Consider the following 23823-nt stretch of genomic DNA (forward strand, 5'->3'; position numbering starts at 1 on the left):
GTTGTCTTTTGCAAGTTGACACAATATATTTATATCAGGTTTTTTTATTCATCTCAAAGTCTAAAACACTTTATTACAGGAATACTTGTATTTTATAATTTAACATCTTACATTTTTACGTTTAAAACCTAGTATTCCTTTATCAACTGCATTTTGAATATATTCTGTTGCAACATTTGTTTGACAGAGGGTTTTTCCCATGAAAACATCTACCTTTCCTACTTCTTGAGCAATTTTCTTTGCTTCTTCATGAAGCGGCAAATATGAAATGGCAACTGACATGATAAAATTGTTCATGGCATATTTAGTACGGTTTGGCTGGTCGTGTATCGTGTCACGTACCCTATTAAGCATTGCTAAAAGTTTATCCTTGTCAAATTCACTGTCTTTACGAGTGCCTAATAGCCAATCGTAGCAACTCCAGCCAGCCGACATTGTTAATTCTTTTCCGCTATCTATCCAACGATCGGCAACGGTAAAGGCAATATCTGTTTCTGCAAGGGTTACTGCCACAATGTAGTCCGAAATCATATAAAAATAAGCGCCTTCTATCCATCGGTTAAAATCTTCTTCTGCCATTTTCTTTGGTTCCGCTATCATGCCAGCTAAATACATGGCATCATAATTTCCTGTTGCATAAAGCTGCTCTGCCAAAGGCTGGTTGTATTTTATTTTCTTAAAAATCGGCTTCATAGCGCTTATGGTTACGCCAAAAACAGGCTCTTTCGCACCATTGCGCATGTAATTTTTTTTCGTACGATCTGTACCAAGGGACTTTAGTTCGTCCATGATTTCCTTTAGTTCCATTTGTAACATCTCCTTAAAATTTATAGTAAAATTCGTTACTTGATAATATCAATTGCATCGCTTCTTAATGACTATTATAATGCTTTTGTAAATTTTCAACTACCAAAAAACTAAAAAATCCAGTGGAAAATTGAATCCCTAACGACTTGTTACTTATAGAAAAAATCTTAAAAAATAGTAGCACCCAATTGTAAATAGGGGCTACTATTTTTTATTATACTAAATTATAGTTATACCTGTTATCTAAATTATTATCTCGACTTCTACTTTTGTAGCTGCCTATTGAGAAGAAATACATTTTCTATTTCATTTCCCTGCTCATCATAATATTTTACATCTGCTCCTGTTATATACCCTAATGTGTCTCTATCAAGTACACTCCCTTGAATCTTTAACAATGATTCTTCATTCATGGGTAGCTCTACTTCTTTAGTTTCATAATCTCTATCGCATACTATCTTTACTTTCATGCTTATCATTCTCCTTTATAATCTAGTATGCTTCAATAAAACCTAAAATATTTTACATTGCTAATTTTTCTTGTTTTTTAGCCTACTACTAATGTAACCTTATATATTATATATTTTTCAATTATTTTTGTAATAATACTTCTCATGTCAAATTCTAGTTTTGCATTTATTTATGATATGGTTCTCCGTAACTATTCTAAATGAAGTTTTTCTATTTTTATTCTTATATATATCTTCTACTTTTGAAGCTGCCTATTCAGAGAAAATCTTTAATTAATATGAAAAAAATACTATACTTAATAATGATAATATATTAATTAATATCTACAAATAGAAAAGACTAGATTGAGGGGTTTATATATGAGAAAAAAAGATATACTCGAGTTAAAAAGACGTTTTAAAAAAGATCATTGCACCTTCACTAAAATGTGTGGTTGCTATGTTAACGGAGAAAAACATATTATTTTAAAATTTAGAGAAACCTTTCTAAATTTAGATGAGGATGAATACTTTAAGTACTTAGAAATTGCTAAAAAAGTACTGTCTGGAACTATTGGAAATAATATTTTAGAGCTTAACTTTCCAACCAATGAAGCTCTTACAAATGAAAGACAAATTTCTCTTATGCAGCTTAAAAACAGTCAATTAAAGGATGATGCTCTCCTTGATGATTTTTATGAATTGATTATAGATAGTTATGATTATACTGGTAATTTTTTAATACTTGTTTTTCATGACGCTTATGATATTATTACTAAAACCACTGATAATGGAAAGGTAGATGAATCTGAAGAAGTATATGAATATGTGTTATGTGCAATATGTCCTGTTTCACTTTCAGAGCCTGGTCTTAGGTACTTTGAAGAAGAAAACAAAATAAAAGCACGTATTAGAGATTGGGTGGTTGATGCTCCAACTAATGGATTTGTGTTTCCTGCTTTTATTGATCGTAGTTCAGATGTTAATTCTGTTATGTATTACACAAAAAATGCGAAGGATACACATCCCGAATTAATGGAAAATGCTTTAGGTTGCTATTCAAAGCAGACTGCTACTATACAAAAAGAAACATTCCAATCAATTATTAAAGATTCCTTTAGCGCTGATGAAGAAAAAGCTGATAAAATTTTTATGGAAATACAGGAAAACCTAAATACTATGATAGAGGAATACAATTCTATATATGATGATACAGATTGTGAGCCTATAACCCTAACAAAGAAGGATATACAAACCCTTCTAATAGAAAGTGGAGTTCCTGAAGAGATTACTACTAAGATTGAAAAGTCCTATATAGAAAACTTTGGTGATGATCTTCCTTTAGCAGAAAATTTAATTGACTCAAAGGCACTTAAGGCAAATGAGCAAAGAAAAAAGGAAGAAACCCTTCAGAAACAAGTAGAAATACTTCAAACTAGACTTGAGCAAGTTAAACAAGAGGCTGCTGTAGATAATGAAACTCACCTGTCTACAGAGGTTAATGATGATAATGTGGTTTTGGAAGAAGTTTCAGAAACTAATTTAGAAGAAACTCAAGATACAAATTCAGAAGATAATAAAGTTACTCCTCACTATGATGTTATACTTCAAGTAAAACCTGAAAAAATACCTCAAATAAAATCTCAAATAATTGATGGCCAAAAATGCATAGTTATTCCTATTAATGACAATGAACAAACTACAGTTAATGGCTTAGATGATTTAATTTAAGTTATATAAATTAATAAAGAAAAATAGCAAACTCAAAAATAAAGTTTGCTATTTTCTTTACTCTCTCTCATTTATTAAAATTGTAGTTATATAATGTTCTTAACTTTTGCGTATAAATTAATTCTAAATTTTAATCTCTAACAATGTAACATACTGAAATACTAGCCTATATCTCAAATATGGAATCAATTTAAAATGTACATGAATTGATTTCTTTCTGTTCAAGCGAAAGCCTCCTGGATTTAAAACTCATATGGTGGATTATATTCCAAATACTTTATTAATTCTTTTGCTGCTGCCGTAAGCGGTATGTTTTTCAGCCATGCTGCGCTCATGCTTCTGGGTGGTATTTTCTCAATGAGGTTAATCTTATAAAGTGTATTATTCTCTAAAATATCCTCAACAAAATTTTCAATTACGCAAGCAATTCCAAAATCATATTTGGAAAAATGTATTAGTAAATCAATATTAGGAAACTCGAAATCAGGTGTTACCATTATAGAGTTTTTTTCAAAATATTGATCGATGTACATCCTCGTATTGCTGGCTTTCTCTAAAAGCAGCATGGGATAACTAGCTATATCTTTAATGTGTCTTTTAGTTCCTGACAAATGTTTATACTTCTGCCCTACAATAAAGCAATCTTGAATATCCATAATATGCTTAAATTCTAATTGCTCATCTTTTAGCGGCATATTTACCAAACCAAAATCTATCTCACCAGCCTTTATGAGTCTTACAATTTCATGTGTGTTCGGACAAGTTACAACAACTTTAATTGATGGATAGTAGGTTTTAAAAAGTTTTAAGAAGGGAGCCAGATAGTACTTACATAGTGTTTCACTGGCTCCTATTTTTACTTCGCCCGTTAGAAGACTTTTGATGTCAGATACTTTTTTTTCTCCAGAAGAAATAAAGTTAAAAGCCTGCTCAATATACTGAAATAAAACTTCTCCTTCTTGAGTCAACTTCACACCCTTGGAGGTTCTGAAAAAAAGCTGACACCCCAGTTCATCCTCAAGCTGCTTAATCGCTCTGCTTACTGCAGGCTGAGTAACATAAAGCTGCTCTGAAGCCTTAGAAACATTACTAGCTTTAGCTACATGGTAAAAGAACTTATATAGTTCTAAATTCATAGCTATAACGCCTCCTTATACCAACCATGCTTATTATGCATTTCACTTATATAATCATCTCTATTATAATTAAATTGTAAAGAAAATTCAATTATTTTAGGAGGTAGTAGATATGAAAACAAAGATAGGTATAAATGGCTTTGGAAGGATAGGTATTAGTGCTTTCAGGGCGGCCTTAGATAACAATGAAGTAGAAGTTTTAGGTATTAATGAGCCCTTCGCTGATTTAGATTATATGGTTTATATGCTGACACATGATTCTGTTCACGGTAAATTCACAGGAAAGGTTTCTGTTGACAAGGAGAATAATTGTTTATTTGTTAATGGATATAAAATAAAGGTATTTGCTGAAAAAGATCCATCAAAAATTGATTGGAGTTCATCAGGTGCAGAATATATATTAGAATGCACAGGTCAATTTACAACCACCGAAAAAGCCTCTTCACATTTAATAGGCGGAGCTAAAAAGGTTATAATTTCAGCCCCTTCTCAAGATGCACCAATGTTTGTTATGGGTGTTAATAATGATAAGTACACCAAGGACTTGGAAATAATATCAAACGCTTCCTGTACTACAAATTGTGTCGCACCTTTAGCTAAGGTTATTAATGATACCTTTGGCATAGAGGAAGCATTTATGACAACAGTTCATTCAACTACAGCATCTCAAAAAACCGTTGATGGTCCTTCAAATAAGGATTGGCGCGGGGGGAGAGCTGCATCTGTAAATATAATCCCAGCTTCGACAGGTGCTGCCAAAGCTGTAGGCAAAATTATCCCAGAACTAAAAGGGAAAATAACAGGCATGTCCTTTAGAGTTCCAACCATTGATGTTTCAGTTGTGGATTTAACCGTTAAACTAGTAAATCCGGCTACTTACGAGGAGATAAAGGAAGCCGTAAAAAAAGCGTCAGCAACGAATTTGAAAGGAATTCTTGGTTATACTGAGGATGCTGTAGTTTCTACAGATTTTATAAACGAAGTACAATCCTCTGTCTTTGATGCATCTGCAGGCATACAACTAAGCCCTAAGTTTGTAAAATTAGTAGCATGGTATGACAATGAATATGGATATTCAAATAGACTCATAGATTTGGCAGTATATGTATCTAAGATTGATGCTCAATAACACCTGATTTCACTAATGCTTATTTAATGAAAAAGATATATTAAAACTATACGCATCTTAATACAAATGCGTATAGTTTTAATAAGTTTAAATATTCCTTTACTTAAACTAGCTTACAAATTGACAAGTATATTAAAGTCATGTATATTTTAAAAGTGAACGGAGGTTTTCTAATGCAATATCAAAAAGATGAAGTAAGAAATAGGATAATTGAAGAAGCTTTAAAAGAGTTTAATGAAAAGGGCTATGGAGGCACTTCTATAAGAAGTATAGCTAAAAAATCAAATACATCCGTAGGAAATATATATAAATATTTTAAATCAAAAGAAAATTTGCATGAAAATATTATAGGATCTATTTATGATAGATTCGTAGATTATATTAAGCAGTTTGACAAGGTGGAGCTTAACGACAAGGCGGAAATTATATTTTATCAGCTAGTGGACGAGATAATGGGGATTTTTAATAAAAATAGTGTTGAGATTTCCATACTTCTTAATCAAAGTAAAGGATCTAAATACGAAAACTGTAAAAGTATTTTTGCTGATTTTGTAACAAGAATTGTCACAGAAAAAATGCAGTATGAATTGTCTTTAAAAGGTAAAAGACTTAGAGATAATTTTATTATATCTCTTGTTTCCCAAAGCCTTCTTGAGAGCATTGCTATTATAGTTAAGGAACGTAGTGATGGTGCAGAAGTTAGAAGACTTATACTAAACCTAATTGATATTTTTTATACTGATATTATAAATAAATTAGATATAGAAGATATAAAATAACAATAAGCTTCTCTATATAGATACTAATTTTCAAGCTTTCAACCTATAAAATTTATGCCCAAATAGAGAAATATTTTTTTAAATTAAAAGAGAACCGTTGTTCACAACATTATTGAAGGAGGAGACCCGCAAAATGGGAAGTTATGTTGAATTTAAAAACGTAAAAAAGAGCTATGACATGGGGGAAATAGTTATTAAAGCAGTTGATGATGTTTCATTTTCCATAGATAAGGGAGAATTTGTTGTTATCCTTGGTGCCAGTGGTGCAGGAAAGTCAACAATACTCAATCTTCTAGGTGGTATGGATCATGTATCTGATGGAAATATATATGTAGATGGCAATGAAATAAGCAAATTTGATAAAAAGATGCTTACAAAATATAGGCGTGAAGATGTAGGTTTTGTATTTCAATTTTATAATTTGGTTCAAAATCTAAATGCAGTGGAAAATGTAGAGCTTGCAGTTGAAATATGCCAAGACTCCATGGAGCCAGTGGAAGTTCTAAAAAGCGTGGGGCTTCAGGATAGGCTTTATAATTTCCCTTCACAGCTTTCGGGTGGTGAACAGCAAAGGGTGTCTATAGCAAGAGCAATAGCAAAAAACCCAAAGCTGCTTCTTTGCGATGAGCCTACAGGAGCACTGGATTATAATACCGGAAAGACAATACTTAAGCTTCTGTCTGATACAGCAAAGATGTATAATATGACCGTTATAGTTATTACTCATAATTCTGCTATAGCACCAATAGCCGATAGGATAATTACTGTGAAAAGCGGAAAGATAGCAAGCGTTAAAAAGAATGAGAATCCTGTTTCCATAGAAAGTATAGAGTGGTAATTATGAAAAAGACATTTTTTAAAAATTTATTCAGGGATATAAAAAAGTCGCCCTCAAGATTTTTATCAATAGTTGTAATCATTGCAGTTGGTGTTGCTTTTTATGCAGGTATCAGAGCTACAAGTCCCTCTATGAAGATATCCGCTGATATCTATTTTAACAAAAATAATTTCATGGATTTTAAGCTAATTTCCACCTTAGGGCTTACTAAAGACGATGTTAATGAAATTCAGAAAATAAGTGAAGTAACCAAAGCAGAAGGCTCTTACTCCATAGATGCGGTAATAGAAAAGGATAAACGTCAATTAGTGCTGAACATTAACTCTCTGCCTGGGGAAAAGGATATTAACAATATTAGAATGATAAAAGGCAGAAGGCCAGAATCTGTTAATGAAGCTGTAGTGGAGGAAAAATTCTTAGAGGAGCGTAAATTAAGCATTGGAGACACTATAGTACTTAAGTCTGGGAAGGACAGCAATATAGAAGACAGTTTGAAAAACACTGAATTTAAAATAGTTGGAACAGCGGAGTCTCCCTTATATGTTTCAGAACAAAGACAGCCTAGTTCTGTAGGAAATGGTATTGTAAAAGGTTTTACATATATACTTCCTGAGGTTTTTAAAAGCGAAGTTTATACAGAGGTTTATGTAAGAACTGATAGCCCTCAATCAAAAAACAGCCTTTTATATAATGAAGATTATATTAGCTATACTGCAAATATAGAAAAGTCTCTTAAGGATATTGGAGTGTCAAGAAATGATATAAGATATGCAGAGGTTTTAAAGGCTGGAAATGATAAATTAAATGAAGCACAAGCTAAATTAGACAGCTCAAAAAAGGAAGCGGAAGAAAAGTTTGCAGATGCTCATAGTCAGCTGAATGCCGAAAAAGATAAGATAACTAAAGGCTTTGAAGAACTTAGAAAAAATGAGCTTCTTTTTAAAGAGCAGATGGAAGCTAGCCAAAAACAGATAGATGATGGGAAAAAGCAGATCACATATGGGGAAAATGAAATAAATGCTAAGAAGAAAGAGCTTGAAAACGCTAAGCTCCAGCTTGGTGAGGATAATCCACAGCTTAAAGAGAGTGAAGCCCAGCTTAATAAAGCCATAGCAGAGCTTGAGGCAAGTAAGAAAAAAATTGTTGAATCAGAAGTTCAGCTAAATAAGGGAAGACAGGAAGGACTAGCAAAGCTCAGCAGTTCAAGAAAAAAGCTTGAAGATGGGCAGAAGGAAATTAATGCAAATGTTGAAAAGTTAAAGTCAGAAGAAGAAAAGGCAAATGCAAAGATAAAGGATGGAGAAATTGAAATCCAAAAAAACAGGGATAAGCTTAATGATATTAAAAAACCTGACTGGTATGTGCTGGGGAGATCTCAAAATGCAGGGTATGAAACCTACAGGCAGGATAGCGACAGAATGGACAGTATAGGAAAAGCTTTTCCTTTAATATTTTTCCTAGTGGCATCCCTGGTAAGTCTCACTACAATGACCAGGATGGTTCAGGAAAAAAGAATAGAAGTTGGTACCTTTAAAGCTTTAGGATATTCAAGAACTGCAATAGTATCTCACTATCTTATTTATGCACTTTCAGCAAGTATTATAGGAAGCCTCATTGGAATTTTGGTTGGATTTAGGTTATTTCCATCTCTCATAATAAATGCCTATGCTGCCCGTTATGCCATAGCTGACAAGGTAGTGCCTTTTAATACAAGACTTGCACTTCAGGCAGCTATAATAGCAGTATTGTTCACAGCTGCAGCGGCAGTTGCATCAACCCTGGAGGAATTAAGAGAAGTTCCAGCTTCTTTAATGAGGCCTAAACCACCTAAATCAGGTAAAAAGATACTACTTGAAAGAGTTGGTTTTATATGGAGAAGATTCAACTTTACAAATAAGGTTACTGCAAGAAACATATTTAGATACAAGCAGAGACTCTTTATGACAGTGATAGGTATTGCCGCCTGCACAGGATTAATGATAACTGGCTTTGGATTAAAAGAAGGAATAGTTGGTGCAGTAGAAAAGCAATTTAGTAATATCTATAAATACGATATGCAGGGTAATCTTAGCAAAAATGTAAATGAAACTGATAAAAATGCTATAAAAGCCAATGCTGCGAAGGCTTCAAATGTTAAGTCAGTATTGTTTACCTATTCAAAGAATGCCACCGTTAAGCTAGAAGATAATAAAAGTCAGGATGCCTATGTAGTTGTTCCTGAAAGTAAGGATGAGTTTAACAGCTACATTAATCTGACTATGAAGGGGAAAGAATTAAAGCTTGATGATGATGGTATTATTATAACTAAGAAGTTATCTAAACTCTTAAATAAAAAGGCTGGGGAAAGCATTGAGATTACCTTGGAGGATAAGACTTTTGAAGCTAAAATCTCTGCTGTAACGGAGCATTACGTTCAACATTATATCTATGTAAGCCCAGCTTATTATGAAAAGCTAACAGGTAATAAGATAACTTTTAACAGCTTCTATGGATTGCTTAATAATTTATCCGAGGAAGCTGAAAATGACACATTGAATACCTTGAAAGACTTTGGCGGCTTCAATTCTGTTGAATTTAAAAACAACGTGCATATAAATTTTAATAAGATTACTTCCGCTATTAATTCTGTCATACCGGTGTTAATAGTATCTGCAGGCGTTTTGGCCTTTGTTGTAATATTCAATCTCACAAACATTAATATTGAGGAGAGAAAACGAGAGCTTGCAACAATAAAGCTTTTGGGATTTTATAATCATGAATTGGCAGCTTATATATACAGAGAAAACATGATATTAACTTTTCTAGGAAGCCTGGCGGGAATACCTATGGGAATAGTACTTAATAAATTTATCATGGCTACTGCAGAAACTAACGATATAATGTTTTTGCAAAAGATTAGTCTAATTAGTTATCTGCTATCGATTTTACTTACGTTATTGTTTTCTGTAATCGTAAATTTAGCTATGTATAACAGATTTGATAGAATTGATATGATAGAATCACTTAAGAGCGCCGAGTAAATTTTATATAATATGTATCAAGGACTTACTTCATCACAGTAAGTCCTTGATACTTCTGTCAAAAAACCTGATTTACTTATGATATGGTTCACCGTAATAGTATTATCGGAGGTCTTTACTATATTTTATTTACTGGTTTTGATTAAATAAATTTCTGAATGCAAACTTGTTAAATCAAGACTTATTTGAATACTAGATATATTTAGCTGTTAATGATACTTCACAGTTATACAACTGTTTTGGAGTTCCTTCGAATAATATCTCTCCACCTCTTATTCCACCCTCAGGTCCCATATCAATAATCCAGTCTGCTCTTTTAATTACATCTACATTATGTTCGATTATTATAACTGTATTCCCGCTGTCTACAATACCTTCAACTATATTTATAAACCTTTCGGTATCAGCCATATGAAGGCCTGTGGTAGGTTCATCCAATATATATACGGAGCTCTCTTTGTGCAACTCACTGGCAAGCTTTAATCTTTGACATTCTCCACCAGATAAGGTATCGAGAGTTTGACCTAGGGTTAAATATCCAATGCCCATTTGCTCAATGGACTGCAGCTTTGTTTTAATTTGCTTTAGGTTGAAAAATTCAATGGCCTCTGAAACAGACATTTCAAGAACTTCTATTATGTTTTTGTCTTGATACTTATATTCTAAAACTTCTTTCTTAAACTTTTTACCCTCACAAATCTCACAAGTGCTTTTTATATTTTCCATAAATGCAAGGTTTGTTTCTATTACTCCTGTTCCATTGCAATTCTCACAGGCCCCCTCTGAATTTGAACTAAATAATGAAGCATTAACACCGTTTTCCTTTGCAAAAGCCTTTCTTATATCATCCATAATTCCGCTGTAGGTTGCTAAACTGGACCTAGAATTAGCTGACACAGGACTTTGATCTACTAGTACTGCATTCTTATTCTGTTTTAAAAATTCCTGTTTAATTAATGTGCTTTTGCCTGATCCTGCAACTCCTGTCACTACTGTTAATACACCTTTAGGTATTGTAATAGAGATATTTTTCAAGTTATTCTTATTGCAATTTACAGCCTCTAAATACCCCTTATGCTCTCTTACCTTTTCTTTAATAGAAAGAGTTTTATTTAAGGCAGTTCCAGTTAAGGTTCCGCATTGAAGCAATTTTTCATAATTTCCCTCATATACAATTTCACCACCATACTTACCTGCACGGGGTCCTACATCTATAATATGGTCTGCAATTTTAATAACATCAGGGTCATGTTCAACAACTATTACAGTATTACCTTTATCTCTAAGCTTACTCAAAAGATTATTTAACTTATGAACATCTCTTGGGTGAAGACCTATACTAGGCTCATCAAAGATATACATTAAGTCTACAAGATTGCTGTTTAAGTATTTAACCATCTTTATACGTTGAGATTCTCCGCCGGAAAGGGAAGAAGTTTCTCTATCTAAGGTTAAATATCCAAGGCCTATATCTATAATATTATTTAGTTTTTCTATTATCCCATTGAGTAAAGGCTCTGCTTCCGGCTCATTTATCTCTTTAATTACCTTAACTAATTCATCAATTTGCATACTTGTCAAATCTGCAATGTTATAGTCATTAATTAAACATTCATATACTCTTTCATGAAGCCTTTTGCCCTTACATAGAGGACATTGATCTTCTATTAGCAGCCTGCTTAACTTCTTCTTCGTAGCTTCAGAGGCTTCTCCTTCTTTACTTAAATATAACCTGTTGAATTTAACCATTAGGCCTTCATAAGTTATATTCATTCCACCGGTCTCATCTATCTTTATTTTCTCCGGCCCGGCATATAAAAATTTATATAATTCTTCCTTTGAATAATCACATATTTTCTTATCATTATCGAAGTATCCTGACTCGGTAAATATCTTCCAATGCCAAGAACCAACTCCAAAACCGGAAAGTAAAATTGCTCCCTCATTTAAGGATTTACTCTTATCAAGGATCTCCTCCATATTAGCAACCAGTTTTTTGCCAAGGCCCTGACATTCCGGGCACATACCATTAACATCATTAAAGGAAAACATATTAGCCTTACCGATATAAGTACTTCCAAACCTTGAATATAAAGCTCTAAGGAAGGAATTTATATCTGTAATAGTGCCTAAGGTAGATCTTGAATTACCACCAAGCCTGCTTTGGTCAATAATAATCGGCGTTGATAAATTCTCTATATGATCCGCTTTAACTTCACCATACTTAGGCAAAAAATTTCTTATAAAGGCAGTGAAGGTTTCATTCAATTGACGTTGAGCTTCCTTTGCTACAGTCTCAAAAACAATTGATGACTTCCCTGAACCGGATACCCCTGTAAATATTGTTATCTTTCTTTTAGGTATTTTTAGTGAAATATCTTTTAAATTATTTTCTTTACAGCCTTTTAAAACTATAAATTCCTGCTCCATCTATATCCCTCCTTGCTAATCTTTAAGAAGCAATAACTTATTGTATTCGTTAGCTTTGATTCATATCTTATCTTTCAACTGATACAAATATCACGATTTATTAATCAATGTACTTAGATGAGAAATTAATTTCTTTATATCCTTCTCTTTTTCCTCTATAGGAGATAATAATTCATCATCTTTATTTAAGAATTCAAAGTTATTGTCTTTTATCTTTTTAATCATATTCCCTACACATTGTGTAATATAGTTTTCATCTCTTAAGATCTTTACAATCTTTAATAAAACCAATTCATCTTCAGAATAAATTCTGTAATTATTTTTATTATTTCTTGGTATATCTAACATTCCGTTTCTTTCCCAATTAATAATTATATCTATAGATACACCAAGCACTTCTGCAGCTTCGCTTCTTTTTAAGGAAATACTTCTTTTCTCGGCTATGTACTCTTTTAATATTTTTTTTATTTCTATTATAATTTCATATTCCTTAGCCTTTACTTTCTGTATCTGTGCTAGGAAACTTTGACTTAAGGATAATGCTTTTTTTAAATCTCCCTTGGCAATAGTTTTCAAAATATCTCTTACTTCAAATAGCATGTAGGCTTTAACTGCTTCACTCATTAAGGCTAACCTTGTCATTTTAATTTGTTCAATATGCTTTTCTGAATAAATCCTGTATCCATTCTCGCTTCTCGGTACAGTGCTTATATATCCCCACTTTTCATAAGCCAATACAGTATTGGGGTGTACCCCTATGATTTTAGCTACATCTGATGTTCTATAGTTCTTCATAAAATAATTACCTCCCTTCTGAAACTTACTTATCAAATTATAACACATGTGCCGAACTCTGGTGCGATAGTGTAGGGTTACGATTTTTTCTTGAAATTATTTCATAATAAAAAATACATTAACTAATTAGTCAATGTATTTTTTCGTATAGTTCGATTCTGAGAGCAAGACTTATGTTACCTCCATACCTTCATCCAATTTTAGTAAAAACCTCACTTATTTATGATACGGCTCTCCCTATCACTTACAAGTGAGGTTTTTTAAATTTACTTAGTATTTTCAGACGCTCTGTTATATGCTTTAATATTGCATACTTATATGTTTCAAATAGTTTACCTTAATAATCAGGAGTTATTAAAATTCCAGCCACATTACACTCACATTGCCGTGCGTTTCTATTTCTCTAAAACCCAGCTCACTATACATATTTAGTGTACCCCTATAAAGCCTTTCCGGCCTATCCTTAATATCTACTGGGATTGCTAAAACCGCATCAAAGCCTTGTAGTCTAAAGTCTTCAACAGCTTGTTTAAGCAAAAGTCTTGCAATACCTTGCTTTCTGTATTCTTGGTGGATTACAAAACAAATTACACAACCCACTTTCTTACCTGCTACTATATGCTTTATGTCCTGTTCGAGTCTTATGTACTGACTTACGTTGTTTGCATTGCACCATCCAATGCACTTATCTCCATCAAAAGCTAGGTAACCCTTCATATTTCCAGCCTTTATTTGTTCAATTGCCTCTAAACGGTTCTCTTCACCCGTTCTATTACGCCATTGATCAGCAGAACAATTTGTATGGTAAAACCGGCAAAAGCAAGTAGCCCAATGAGGTTCATGTCCAAAATCTAAGTTATCAAGATATTCAGTAAATATTGAGGATAACTCCGAACTTAACGGTTTAATTGTATATTTCATAATATTCCTCTCCTTTTATCGGAAGACTTTTTCACTAAGTCACTAAGAATAGTCCTTACTTGTTTATTATAGCACAAGATTCATTATGACATATACGTTGTAACTACTTAATTATAAAAACCTCATTCATTTATGATACGGTTCTCCTCAATTATTCTAAATGAGGTTCTTACATTTGATATCGTATATTTATTTTACTAGTAATCCTAAAAGAATAAATTTTTAACTTCATAAAGCCAATTTTTTCCCAAAATTAAATATGTATAATATTGACAAACGTATTATAATTTTATATAATTATATAAAATTATAATTATATTTATAGGAGATTAACTTATGGATCAGATAAAGGAATTAATAAAAAGAATTGAGAAACTTGAAAGTGCTGTTTTTGAAAAAAGCTCTATTGAAAAACAAGAAACAGCACTTCCTCTATCCAATAACTTTAACAACACAGTAAAGGAAGTAAACGAAAGCCTTAAAAAAATAAAAGCACATTATAAAGATGAAGATAGCATCATCTTCCAAGCGGTACTTCATAACAAAAACAAAGCTGGAGATTATCAATTAACTTCCCTATTCACTTTAGATGAAGAAGAACCGGATGAAGATATAGAAGCACTTTGTAATGTTTTGTCTTCAAAACAAAGGATATGCATATTAAGATATTTAACTAAAAATGAGTACAGCAGCGGTGAATTAGTTGAAATAACAAAAATGGCCGGAGGACATCTTCATCATCATTTAAAAGAATTACTATCAAATAAATTTATATGCAAAAATGAAAATGGAAAATATACTGCAACCAATCAAGGATTAAATGTATACCTTACTATAGCAGCATTAAATAGAAGGCTTAAATATGATGATAGGACGAATTTAAAATAAATAATATAAGGTGTGTATAATATGCGCCTAATTTAGGAGGTATTAATATGGAATATATTTTTCCAAATCCAAATGAAAAAATATGCATAGTAAAAGGTAAGGATGACAATGATAATATTCACAGTGGGAAGAAATTATCTATAACCTCTCCACTTTATAAGAAAATAATTAGAGAGTTAGAATTCCCATTTCATCAATCAGTTATTAAATTGAGTCAATGTACAAGAAACTTAATGAAAGATACTATAGGTCCTAATGTATTATTTCTCTCTAACACTGAAGGTGGATTTGCAAACTGTGGACTTAGATTAATAGAAGAAGATAAATCTGTTGATTATCCACATTTAAATTATGTTGATTTAGTTATTGATGAAGAAAGTTTAAATGATGGTAAACTTGATATTTTTAGCCATGAATTAGGCCATGTAATGATGGAAAATATATTAAAAAACTTTCCTCTAAGTAATTCTTCAAAGCAGCATGTCAGTATGGGAATAACTGATTATTTTATGGCTTTTAACGAAGGCTGGGCAATCCATTTTGAAAAGTTGACTCACAATTCTATTTCATATTATAAAGAATTAAATAATGTAAAGTATAGTTATGACAGAGATATATACAAACTATGGCAATGCCATGCGGATACTGAATTAAGATTAAAAGGAGTTCTAGATAATGCATATATTCATAATAAGCTACTTCCAGAAGCTTATAAATTTAATTTGAATATAGCAGATACTATAATACTTGAGCATACCTCAACTATTTTTGATAAAACAAAGCTAAAAAATTCACAACAAATGTTATCCTGCGAAGGAGTTATAGCAACTCTTTTCTATAGGATAAGCACAAATGAAACTATACAAAACAACTATCTGTCAAAAGACTTCTACAACAACTTTTTAATTTCAAATATAAATGATGAAACTGAGGTAAAAGAATTATTTACATCCTTTGAAAATGTTATGCTTAAAACTTTCTGGACATGGTATAAAATTAAAGATAGCTTAAATGAAGACTCCATTCCTTTTATTGAATTTATAAAAATGTGGTGCGAGTGTTTTCCTCAAGACAAACAAGAACTACTAATATTATTCATTTCTACAACAGTAGGAAAAACCATATCCAATGATCTTTCTGAAATTTATGAAAAGGCCGCATATGATGGAATGGTAGGAAAGCTTCACCCCTTTGTTGAAACTCTTAAGGAATACAAAAAAGCTTATAATAATTTATGCCACATGATAGAAAATGGCGACATTGCTATAGATAAAAACATAGGTAAAGAATTATGGATTGAAAACACACATGTAAAAATCCCCAAGTACTTTTGGCTTAAAGAAGAAATGATACCACTAAAGGTGAATCTTAATACAGTTTCACTCTATGATTTAATGAGTTTCCCTAAAATTACTCTAGAAAAAGCAACTGAAATTCTTAATGAAAGAACAAAAAAAGGATATTTCAAAGCTGTGGAAGAAGTTGGGCTAGAATACTTTATATAATATCATAAAACAGCCTTTCTTTATCCTATATTTTATCTTAACAATTATAATGCAGACTTTTAATGAACTATCCATAAAAGTTGTACTTTTACACTAAGCCAAGTAACTGTTACTTGGCTTAGTACAATCTATCATATTATAAAATTACTGCAAGTTGAAGTCTACCACTGTCTTTCAGGGTCACCTGCCATAGAATTAACGGTTCCACTTGGATAAAGAACATTATAATGATCCACCACAGGGTTAGGTTTATCCTTAGTAGGAGCACTAAACACCATTTCCATTTTAAAATCCCTGCCGGCTGTATATCCTATGATTTCTTGATTATTGCTCTTAGCATCATAGGCCGGGATTCCGAAAACCTCTTTTACTTTAGCTAAGGATAGGCTCTTTAGCTGAGTACTGAAAGAACGAATTTCGAAAATTTGCTCTCCCTTGTTAAAACCAAAAACAACACTATGATTTGTATAAGTTGCATAAGTTCCTTTAGCAACTGCTACATAATCAATTTTATTTGCCTGTCCCCACGCTTTTATAACAGTATCAATAGTGGTTATTTTAGTTGCAAAGTCACAATTAATAACTCTTCCCTGTTTTGCAAGCTCCATCATATTCAAAAGCATAGCTGTTTTTGAATCGCTGCTTTGAGCTATCTGGGTTGGTTGAAGAGGATGATTATTCAATATTTCTTCCACTTCTTTATATCCTGTAGGGAATGCGTAGTTGTAACGCGCTGGAAGGGCAAAAACATAAATATTGTTTCTTCCAAGTTCCCTTGGTGGAATGGGAGTAGCTCCTATATGAAATTTTTCTTTCTGAAGCAAGTTCCATTGGTCAAGTGTAAATATGAAGATAGGTATATCTTGTCTTGGATTTTTAGTAGTCCATTGAGGATGTCTAATTGAAAGCATAGGGCCTGTTTCTGTACCTTTACCAGATGCTATATCATTACTCATCCAATTTCCAGCAACAATAGAAAATCCTTGCCAGCTTTTCGGTAACGTAAAGTTAAACCTATATTGAGTATTCTTGTATATAATTGAGCTTAAGTCAGTAGTTGTTGAAGATAAAGAACTATTAGAGTTTGGATTAGTATTAGATTGAATGCCTGTGATAGACGATGTTTGATTTTTACTGCTGTTTGTAGGATTAATGAGACTGCTTATACTGGAACATCCTGCAAGAAGTGTCATTGATAGAGCCATAACAACCCATTTTATTGATGTTTTTTTACAATTTGATAGCATAATAATCTCCTTTTATTAAACTTACTGGCAAAGCCAATGGTTCCTGGAGCCCAATAAAGTTCAGAAAGCATTTGCAGCAGATTGATAATAAGGAAAGCTATAGCAACTCCAATTATCCAAGCACGGGCTAATGTTTGCCAGTTAAACCATGATACTGCAAATGAAAATGCAATATGCTCTCTCTTTAATATCATATAGATATGGTAACATAACAATTACAAATTCTTCACAAATATCATATAATAAAAAAATTTCATTTAGAACTTAATGGCAAATAGAAAAAGCACCCATCCAGCGAAGATTAGTGCTTTAGTCTCCTAAATTCAAATAAAAAATTTTATCCAATAGCCCTAAAACAAAATAAATGTTCTAAGACTTAGCTTAGTGTTACCAGCACTAAGCTTTTCTTATTTATATTATATCAAATTTTTATAAAAAATAAACCTCTATAATTTTTTCTATTTTAAAATTTTAATCTCATTAATAAGCTGAAATTTATATATCTACTTCAACCCCTAATATTCGGCACTTCTCCAAGGCTTCTAGGTGTCCGTTAATTGCAGCCTTTTTATACCATTCTTTGACTTTCTCAATGTCCTCTTCCACAACAACGCGTTCAGCATAAAATAACTCTGCAAGATTATTCTGAGCGTCTCTATCGCCATGTTTTGCAGCACGTTCTGTTCAATAGAAAGATTTTTCTAAGTCCTTATCAACACCAAGTCCATCATAATAGAAATATCCAACTTGACATTCAGCCAGTGGACAGCCCTTTTCAGCAAGTTTCAGATGACCTTCAAAGCATTTTCCATACTGTTTAGTCAAGAAGTATTTCTCAATCAGTTCATTGCACTAATCAAATTCTTTACATGGTTTGTAATAATTTTCTGACATATTATTTATCCTCTTAATTACTATTTATCTATTACTCAAATTTGTTCCTAATTTTATTATAACATATTTTGTAAATATGCTATTACTTATGATACGGTATTTTCACTTATAAAAATAGCCTTAGGCAAGCTATATCAACGCCTAAAGCTATAAACCTCATTTACTTGTGGTACGGCTCACCGTGACGGTTATAACGTAGACTTTTACAGAATAATACAAAAAAAGACTCTTACCTATTTTTATTAAGTAAGAGTTTTGGGTTTATTATATAATTATAATATATCTTTATATTTATCTTTTAGTTCTTTAAAGCGTTTTAAATATCCTTCATCTTCAAAATACTTCCTTACCATTTCTGTTTCTTCTGTCTCTTTAGCTTGGATACTTTCTGACATATAATCAATGTAATCTTCTGGATACCACGTATATCCTAGCTTTAACTTATCAATTTCTGTTTGTGGAAATACTAAACCACCAGAAATCTTATACATAGTATCTAATAACATGTCGTATGAATGAGTAAATATATTTAATCTTTCGCAGATATAAATAATAGCTTTTAATTGATACCTACTCCTCCAATAACCCCAATCCCAATTAGTTGATATAGGCATATATTTATATATAGTAGTGTTATTTATCTTCTTTATTGGATACCTTACTAAAGCTATTACATAATTTTCTCCATATTCATTTGGATTTAGCTCTCCACTTTTAATAAGAAAAACATCAAGTTCATTACCATGCAAGCTTCTTAATTCAAATATTTTTTCCATAAAACTTCTAATGCTTTTGTAGTAATTTATATGCTTATAAATCCTACTTGATTTACCATCAACCCAATCTCTTTCCACTCCAAACACACTGCATGTCCAATCAACGAACTTGTCATCAAGTATCTCTAATATGCTACTTTTATCCTTAAAGTCTGACAACTTAATATTAAAATCACTACCTACAAAAGATGGAATTTGACTTATTGATACCCCATGATTTTGATAAATTGAAATAAACCTATCAACTAATTGAAATATTTCGTTATTGACATTGTCCTCAATCTTTACACTATTAAAGTTATCATTATTTTGAACATTTACGTTATAATTAACTACATTTGTGACATATGAATCAATTGACTTTTTCTTTTTCATATTATTTAATAATGCACTACCGATAGTGTTACCTATTCCAGAAAACAACCAATCTTTATTTTCAATTATCATTTCAAAAATTTCACTTAATTTGCCCATGAATATTACCTCCATATGTTTAGTAAGAATATTATATTACTTATACTATATAAAGGTAAAATCATATTTTATTGATTAACGGTATTCATACTATAATCTTAATTACAAAAAAGTATACGTCATTTATGATACGGTCCTCCGTAACGTTAGCAAATGAGGTTTTTTTGTTTAAATTCAGTTTAAATAACTGTTATATCATATTTAGTAGAATGTGTTATGTTATAATTGTTAAATAATAAGCGTAAGGTTACTTTTCAAGTATTGCAAAGAAAGGAGTCAATACATAAGATGAATAAGCTATTAGTTGTTGATGATGATCCTAATATTCGTGAGTTGATTGTATTTTTTATGAAGAATGAAGGATTTGATGTATATGAAGCTTCTGATGGATTAGAGGCTCTAACTAAACTTGAAAGTATTAAAGTAGATATGGTTATTCTTGATGTAATGATGCCTAATATGGATGGGTGGAAATTATGCTCTGAGCTTAGAAAGTATTATGATATTCCTTTGCTTATGCTTACAGTTAATGGAGAAACAAGCCAAAAAGTCAAAGGGTTCCAATTAGGAGCAGATGATTATCTTGTAAAACCCTTTGATCCTTTAGAGCTGATTGTCAGGGTAAGAGCTCTCCTAAAGCGTTATCAAATCACCGCATCCAATACAATACAGGTTGGAGAATTGTTTATGAACCAGAAAACCTATGAAGTATTAGTAAACGGTGAAGACTTAACCCTTCCTCTCAAGGAGTTTGAGCTTCTATTTAAACTTGCTAGTTACCCTGGAAAGACCTTCTCCAGAGACCAACTCATTGAAGATATATGGGGCTATGATTTTGACGGAAATGAACGAACCTTGGATGTACATATAAATAGACTCAGAGAACACTTTTCAGACAAGGAATATTCTTTTAGAATAAAAACTATACGTGGTCTTGGGTATCGTTTGGAGGTTTACTGATGAAAAGAAAAGATATGATTCTAAATTGGCTTGGAGTAATTTTCTCGCTTATTCTGTTTATAGGATGTTTTGTATCAGCTTTTTACATTACCTCATTTGTTTACAATAAAATTGGATACAGGCCACAAAACCTGTTAGCTCAGATTATAAACTCCTTGTTAGGATTATTTTTTGCCTTAATAATACTCAAAGTCGCTTTAATGTTTGATGAACATAAGTCAGGTATATTCGATTCAGTTATTATTGCCCAAAAAAGAATTGCAAGAGGAGATTATAATGTAAATTTAAATAGCAATATTGAAGGACTAGGGCCTTATAGTGAACTCGTAGATAGTGTAAACTATATGGCTTTAGAATTAAGCAAGATGGAGAAAATGAGACAGGAATTTATTTCAAATGTATCTCATGAAATTCAATCTCCTCTAACTTCCATCCGAGGTTTTGCACAAGCTCTTCGTAATGACAACCTCAGCTCTGAAAACAGAATTCACTACTTGAACATAATCGAAGCTGAAAGCATGCGGTTATCCAAGCTTAGTGATAATATATTAAGACTTGCCTCCTTGGAATCGGATACTATTAAGGTTGAACCAAGAATCTACCGTTTAGATAAGCAGCTAAGGCGTATCATTTTATCTTGTGAACCACAGTGGGTTGATAAGAATATTATTATGGATGTTTCTTTGGAAAAAATCGAAATTAAGGCAGATGAAGATATGATGAATCAAGTCTTTATAAACTTAATTAATAACAGTATCAAATTCACACCTGAAGGCGGAAGCGTAAGGATTAATTTGTGCAACAAGAGTGATACAATAGAGTTTAAAATAGCTGATACTGGAGTAGGAATTGCTGAGGAAGACCAAAGTTATATTTTTGAGCGTTTTTTTAAAGGAGATAAATCGCGGAGACCAGCAATAAAAGGCAATGGTTTAGGTCTTTCAATTGTTAAAAAGATAGTTGATTTACATCACGGTACTATAAAAATTCAAAGTAAATTAGGAGAAGGTGCAACATTTACAGTATCATTGCCTAGTGACCTTAGTATATAAAGAAATTTTTTAGTGAATAAACAACCTTACTATGCGTAATAAGTAAGGTTGTTTTTTTAGTTTAAATTCAGTTTACAAACTGGGTGTAATATTAAAAACATAAGTTAATAAAGGAGGAAATTTAATATGGAAAACGTGATTCAGGTTAATAATTTGGTAAAACAGTATAAAAAATCTAATAAGATTTCAGTTGATAATATCAGTTTTAATGTAGAAGAAGGACAGTTTTTCGCTTTTTTAGGGCCAAATGGGGCTGGTAAGTCAACTACTATATCAATTTTGACAACAATACTCTCAAAGACAAGTGGAAATATTTCTGTTGCAGGTTATGACTTAGAGCAATACGCCAATAAAATTAGATCTAATATCGGTGTTATTTTTCAAAATCCTAGTCTTGATTTGGAATTGACTGCTGAAGAAAACATCAGAATGCATGTCAGTATTTATGGTACCTATAAGTTTCGACCATTTTACAAAATGATGCCTAAAGCATATAAACAGCGTATTGAGGAACTTGCCGAAATAGTAGGTCTTAAAGAAAATCTTTTTAAGAAACTAAAAACATTTTCAGGCGGGATGAAGCGAAAATTAGAAATTATCCGTGGATTAATGCATAATCCTAAAATACTATTTTTAGATGAACCAACACAAGGATTGGACGCTGAAAGCCGACACTCACTATGGGGATATATAAATAAGATTCGCCTAGAGCAAAACATTACCATTTTCTTGACAACTCACTATTTGGAGGAAGCAGAGTGTGCTGATAGAATTTGCATTATGAATAAAGGGAAAATTTTGATGATGGGAACACCGGAAGAAATTAAAAATAAACTACTGTTAGAAAAATATATGTACATTGACGCCTATGACAGAAACTCTCTTAAAAAGGAATTATCAACACTAGGAGCGGTCTTTACTGAGACAGAGCATGGATTAAAGGTTGAATATGAGGAGCAGACCCCTCAACAATTACTGTCCAAGCTTACAGTAACGCTTACAAAACTGCATATTAATAAACCAACCCTTGAAGAAGCATATTTGAAGTTAATAAAAGAGGAGAGTGAATTTTAATGATGTTAGTAGCTAGAGAAATTAATGCAATAACAGCTATCGCGGCAAGAGAGATTATGCGACTTGTCAAAAGTCCAGGATCTATAATTGCAAATATGATTTTTCCAATAATTTTTCTTGGTATTATGGGTGGAAGTCTTTCACAAAATTTAGCAGGCAACGTAGGATATAATTTTCTACAGTTTGTTATGATTGGGATGATTGTTTTTAACTTATATCTTGGCACAGCCAGCGGCATAACCTCCTTAGTTGCAGAAAGGGATATGAATTTGACACAGGAATTTTATGTAGCTCCTATTTCCAGATACACAATTATTTTAGGAAAGATGATTGGCACCAGCTTGGGAAGCTTAGTTTCTTTAATAGGAGTTTTAATAGTAGCTATATTTATGAAAATACCTTTTGGCGGCATGCAAATGTTGAGGTTGCTTTTGATTGCGCCCATATTTTGCTTGGTTGGTGCTTCTCTTGGTATGTTATTCATAGGTTTTGTTCAAGACGCAAAAGTTGCACAAATGGGCGCAATGCTCATAGTTATGCCACAGATGTTTTTTTCAGGTACAATTATACCATTATCTCATTCTACTGGTATTATAGCTTTCTTGGCAAAGCTTATGCCTCTCACATATCTAAATGATTTGGCAAGAGGTGTTTTCTATTGGAAAGGCTCAGTTTATGAACTATCTGTTTTACATCATCCACTCTATAATATAATAGCTATTGTGGCATTCTTTCTGGCATTCTCAATTATTGGGACTATAATGTTTACAAGATCTGAGCAGAACAGATGATAAGGTATATAATAACAAAAATAATGTATTCCAAGCAGTCTACAATAAACCTATTTTAAAAGCTTTTAATATAAAGGACTTACTATTATAAAGCAAGTCCTATTTTATTAATTCAACTCTTTTATAC

At 32.1% G+C, this 23823-nt stretch carries 20 protein-coding genes; 11 read left to right on the forward strand and 9 right to left on the reverse strand.

The features are described 5' to 3' along the window. Positions 1-99: 99 nt before the first annotated feature. Both BN2665_RS25415 and BN2665_RS25420 read right to left on the reverse strand, forming a co-directional pair. Positions 100-807, reverse strand: a complete 708-nt coding sequence (locus BN2665_RS25415) for a DNA alkylation repair protein (protein WP_055669873.1) — start codon at positions 805-807, stop codon at positions 100-102. Positions 808-1070: 263 nt separating this feature from the next. Continuing rightward, complete coding sequence (locus BN2665_RS25420) at positions 1071-1277, reverse strand: hypothetical protein (RefSeq protein ID WP_055669874.1); 207 nt, start codon at positions 1275-1277, stop codon at positions 1071-1073. A 360-nt stretch (positions 1278-1637) separates the two neighbouring features. Between BN2665_RS25420 and BN2665_RS25425 the strand changes: the two genes are divergently transcribed. Further along, positions 1638-2987 carry a DUF4317 domain-containing protein gene (locus BN2665_RS25425; protein ID WP_055669875.1) on the forward strand — a complete coding sequence of 450 codons (1350 nt, stop codon included), beginning with the start codon at positions 1638-1640 and terminating at the stop codon, positions 2985-2987. Between the two features lie 242 nt (positions 2988-3229). On the opposite strand, the gene BN2665_RS25430 is transcribed toward BN2665_RS25425, so the two are convergent. Beyond that, positions 3230-4123 carry a LysR family transcriptional regulator gene (locus BN2665_RS25430; protein ID WP_055669876.1) on the reverse strand — a complete coding sequence of 298 codons (894 nt, stop codon included), beginning with the start codon at positions 4121-4123 and terminating at the stop codon, positions 3230-3232. Positions 4124-4235: 112 nt separating this feature from the next. Here BN2665_RS25430 and gap point away from each other — a divergent pair, with 112 nt between their 5' ends. The 4 genes from gap to BN2665_RS25450 all read left to right on the forward strand — a co-directional run bounded on the left by gap (position 4236) and on the right by BN2665_RS25450 (position 9889). Next, a complete protein-coding gene (gap, locus tag BN2665_RS25435) occupies positions 4236-5252 on the forward strand; it encodes a type I glyceraldehyde-3-phosphate dehydrogenase (protein ID WP_055669877.1) in 1017 nt (338 codons plus the stop codon). A gap of 173 nt (positions 5253-5425) precedes the next feature. Further along, complete coding sequence (locus tag BN2665_RS25440; protein ID WP_055669878.1) at positions 5426-6031, forward strand: TetR/AcrR family transcriptional regulator; 606 nt, start codon at positions 5426-5428, stop codon at positions 6029-6031. A 133-nt stretch (positions 6032-6164) separates the two neighbouring features. Further along, a complete protein-coding gene (locus tag BN2665_RS25445; protein ID WP_055669879.1) occupies positions 6165-6869 on the forward strand; it encodes an ABC transporter ATP-binding protein in 705 nt (234 codons plus the stop codon). Positions 6870-6871: 2 nt separating this feature from the next. Continuing rightward, entirely contained in the window at positions 6872-9889 is a 3018-nt protein-coding gene (locus BN2665_RS25450) for an ABC transporter permease (protein ID WP_055669880.1), read from the forward strand. A 192-nt stretch (positions 9890-10081) separates the two neighbouring features. On the opposite strand, the gene BN2665_RS25455 is transcribed toward BN2665_RS25450, so the two are convergent. From BN2665_RS25455 to BN2665_RS25465, 3 genes are all read right to left on the reverse strand, one after another. Next, positions 10082-12319 (reverse strand): ATP-binding cassette domain-containing protein, encoded by a 2238-nt coding sequence (locus BN2665_RS25455; protein ID WP_055669881.1) that lies wholly within the window; start codon positions 12317-12319, stop codon positions 10082-10084. A 90-nt stretch (positions 12320-12409) separates the two neighbouring features. Continuing rightward, positions 12410-13114, reverse strand: a complete 705-nt coding sequence (locus BN2665_RS25460) for a MerR family transcriptional regulator (protein WP_055669882.1) — start codon at positions 13112-13114, stop codon at positions 12410-12412. Between the two features lie 354 nt (positions 13115-13468). After that, complete coding sequence (locus BN2665_RS25465) at positions 13469-14035, reverse strand: GNAT family N-acetyltransferase (protein ID WP_055669883.1); 567 nt, start codon at positions 14033-14035, stop codon at positions 13469-13471. A 336-nt stretch (positions 14036-14371) separates the two neighbouring features. Between BN2665_RS25465 and BN2665_RS25470 the strand changes: the two genes are divergently transcribed. Continuing rightward, a complete protein-coding gene (locus BN2665_RS25470) occupies positions 14372-14923 on the forward strand; it encodes an ArsR family transcriptional regulator (protein ID WP_055669884.1) in 552 nt (183 codons plus the stop codon). Between the two features lie 47 nt (positions 14924-14970). Further along, a complete protein-coding gene (locus BN2665_RS25475) occupies positions 14971-16428 on the forward strand; it encodes a ComEA family DNA-binding protein (protein WP_055669885.1) in 1458 nt (485 codons plus the stop codon). A gap of 161 nt (positions 16429-16589) precedes the next feature. On the opposite strand, the gene BN2665_RS25480 is transcribed toward BN2665_RS25475, so the two are convergent. The 3 genes from BN2665_RS25480 to BN2665_RS25490 form a co-directional block, all read right to left on the reverse strand. Further along, positions 16590-17675 carry a YjgB family protein gene (locus BN2665_RS25480; RefSeq protein ID WP_055669886.1) on the reverse strand — a complete coding sequence of 362 codons (1086 nt, stop codon included), beginning with the start codon at positions 17673-17675 and terminating at the stop codon, positions 16590-16592. A gap of 684 nt (positions 17676-18359) precedes the next feature. Then, positions 18360-18500 carry a hypothetical protein gene (locus tag BN2665_RS27230; RefSeq protein ID WP_154675033.1) on the reverse strand — a complete coding sequence of 47 codons (141 nt, stop codon included), beginning with the start codon at positions 18498-18500 and terminating at the stop codon, positions 18360-18362. Positions 18501-18841: 341 nt separating this feature from the next. After that, positions 18842-19819: a hypothetical protein gene (locus BN2665_RS25490; RefSeq protein WP_055669888.1), complete on the reverse strand. Its 978-nt coding sequence runs from the start codon at positions 19817-19819 to the stop codon at positions 18842-18844. Between the two features lie 288 nt (positions 19820-20107). Here BN2665_RS25490 and BN2665_RS25495 point away from each other — a divergent pair, with 288 nt between their 5' ends. The 4 genes from BN2665_RS25495 (at position 20108) to BN2665_RS25510 (ending at position 23696) form a co-directional block, all read left to right on the forward strand. Further along, a complete protein-coding gene (locus tag BN2665_RS25495; protein ID WP_055669889.1) occupies positions 20108-20779 on the forward strand; it encodes a response regulator transcription factor in 672 nt (223 codons plus the stop codon). Next, complete coding sequence (locus tag BN2665_RS25500; RefSeq protein WP_055669890.1) at positions 20779-21831, forward strand: sensor histidine kinase; 1053 nt, start codon at positions 20779-20781, stop codon at positions 21829-21831. The genes BN2665_RS25495 and BN2665_RS25500 overlap by 1 nt, the downstream gene beginning before the upstream one ends. Before the next feature lie 126 nt (positions 21832-21957). Then, a complete protein-coding gene (locus BN2665_RS25505; protein ID WP_055669891.1) occupies positions 21958-22905 on the forward strand; it encodes an ABC transporter ATP-binding protein in 948 nt (315 codons plus the stop codon). Next, positions 22905-23696, forward strand: a complete 792-nt coding sequence (locus BN2665_RS25510; RefSeq protein ID WP_055669892.1) for an ABC transporter permease — start codon at positions 22905-22907, stop codon at positions 23694-23696. The genes BN2665_RS25505 and BN2665_RS25510 overlap by 1 nt, the downstream gene beginning before the upstream one ends. Positions 23697-23823 lie beyond the last annotated feature (127 nt).

Source organism: Desnuesiella massiliensis, assembly GCF_001403615.1.
In the GTDB taxonomy this organism is placed as follows: domain Bacteria; phylum Bacillota; class Clostridia; order Clostridiales; family Clostridiaceae; genus Desnuesiella; species Desnuesiella massiliensis.

Bases quoted from the DNA above. Each gene is read 5' to 3' on its own strand.
- BN2665_RS25425 (WP_055669875.1), top strand. From the start codon at position 1,638: ATGAGAAAAAAAGATATACTCGAGTTAAAAAGACGTTTTAAAAAAGAT.
- BN2665_RS25445 (WP_055669879.1), top strand. From the start codon at position 6,165: ATGGGAAGTTATGTTGAATTTAAAAACGTAAAAAAGAGCTATGACATG.
- BN2665_RS25480 (WP_055669886.1), bottom strand. From the start codon at position 17,675: ATGCTATCAAATTGTAAAAAAACATCAATAAAATGGGTTGTTATGGCT.
- BN2665_RS25430 (WP_055669876.1), bottom strand. From the start codon at position 4,123: ATGAATTTAGAACTATATAAGTTCTTTTACCATGTAGCTAAAGCTAGT.
- BN2665_RS25450 (WP_055669880.1), top strand. From the start codon at position 6,872: ATGAAAAAGACATTTTTTAAAAATTTATTCAGGGATATAAAAAAGTCG.
- BN2665_RS25455 (WP_055669881.1), bottom strand. From the start codon at position 12,319: ATGGAGCAGGAATTTATAGTTTTAAAAGGCTGTAAAGAAAATAATTTA.
- BN2665_RS25420 (WP_055669874.1), bottom strand. From the start codon at position 1,277: ATGAAAGTAAAGATAGTATGCGATAGAGATTATGAAACTAAAGAAGTA.
- BN2665_RS25460 (WP_055669882.1), bottom strand. From the start codon at position 13,114: ATGAAGAACTATAGAACATCAGATGTAGCTAAAATCATAGGGGTACAC.
- BN2665_RS25495 (WP_055669889.1), top strand. From the start codon at position 20,108: ATGAATAAGCTATTAGTTGTTGATGATGATCCTAATATTCGTGAGTTG.
- BN2665_RS25500 (WP_055669890.1), top strand. From the start codon at position 20,779: ATGAAAAGAAAAGATATGATTCTAAATTGGCTTGGAGTAATTTTCTCG.
- BN2665_RS25470 (WP_055669884.1), top strand. From the start codon at position 14,372: ATGGATCAGATAAAGGAATTAATAAAAAGAATTGAGAAACTTGAAAGT.
- BN2665_RS25475 (WP_055669885.1), top strand. From the start codon at position 14,971: ATGGAATATATTTTTCCAAATCCAAATGAAAAAATATGCATAGTAAAA.
- BN2665_RS25505 (WP_055669891.1), top strand. From the start codon at position 21,958: ATGGAAAACGTGATTCAGGTTAATAATTTGGTAAAACAGTATAAAAAA.
- BN2665_RS25510 (WP_055669892.1), top strand. From the start codon at position 22,905: ATGATGTTAGTAGCTAGAGAAATTAATGCAATAACAGCTATCGCGGCA.
- BN2665_RS25490 (WP_055669888.1), bottom strand. From the start codon at position 19,819: ATGGGCAAATTAAGTGAAATTTTTGAAATGATAATTGAAAATAAAGAT.
- BN2665_RS25465 (WP_055669883.1), bottom strand. From the start codon at position 14,035: ATGAAATATACAATTAAACCGTTAAGTTCGGAGTTATCCTCAATATTT.
- BN2665_RS25440 (WP_055669878.1), top strand. From the start codon at position 5,426: ATGCAATATCAAAAAGATGAAGTAAGAAATAGGATAATTGAAGAAGCT.
- gap (WP_055669877.1), top strand. From the start codon at position 4,236: ATGAAAACAAAGATAGGTATAAATGGCTTTGGAAGGATAGGTATTAGT.
- BN2665_RS25415 (WP_055669873.1), bottom strand. From the start codon at position 807: ATGGAACTAAAGGAAATCATGGACGAACTAAAGTCCCTTGGTACAGAT.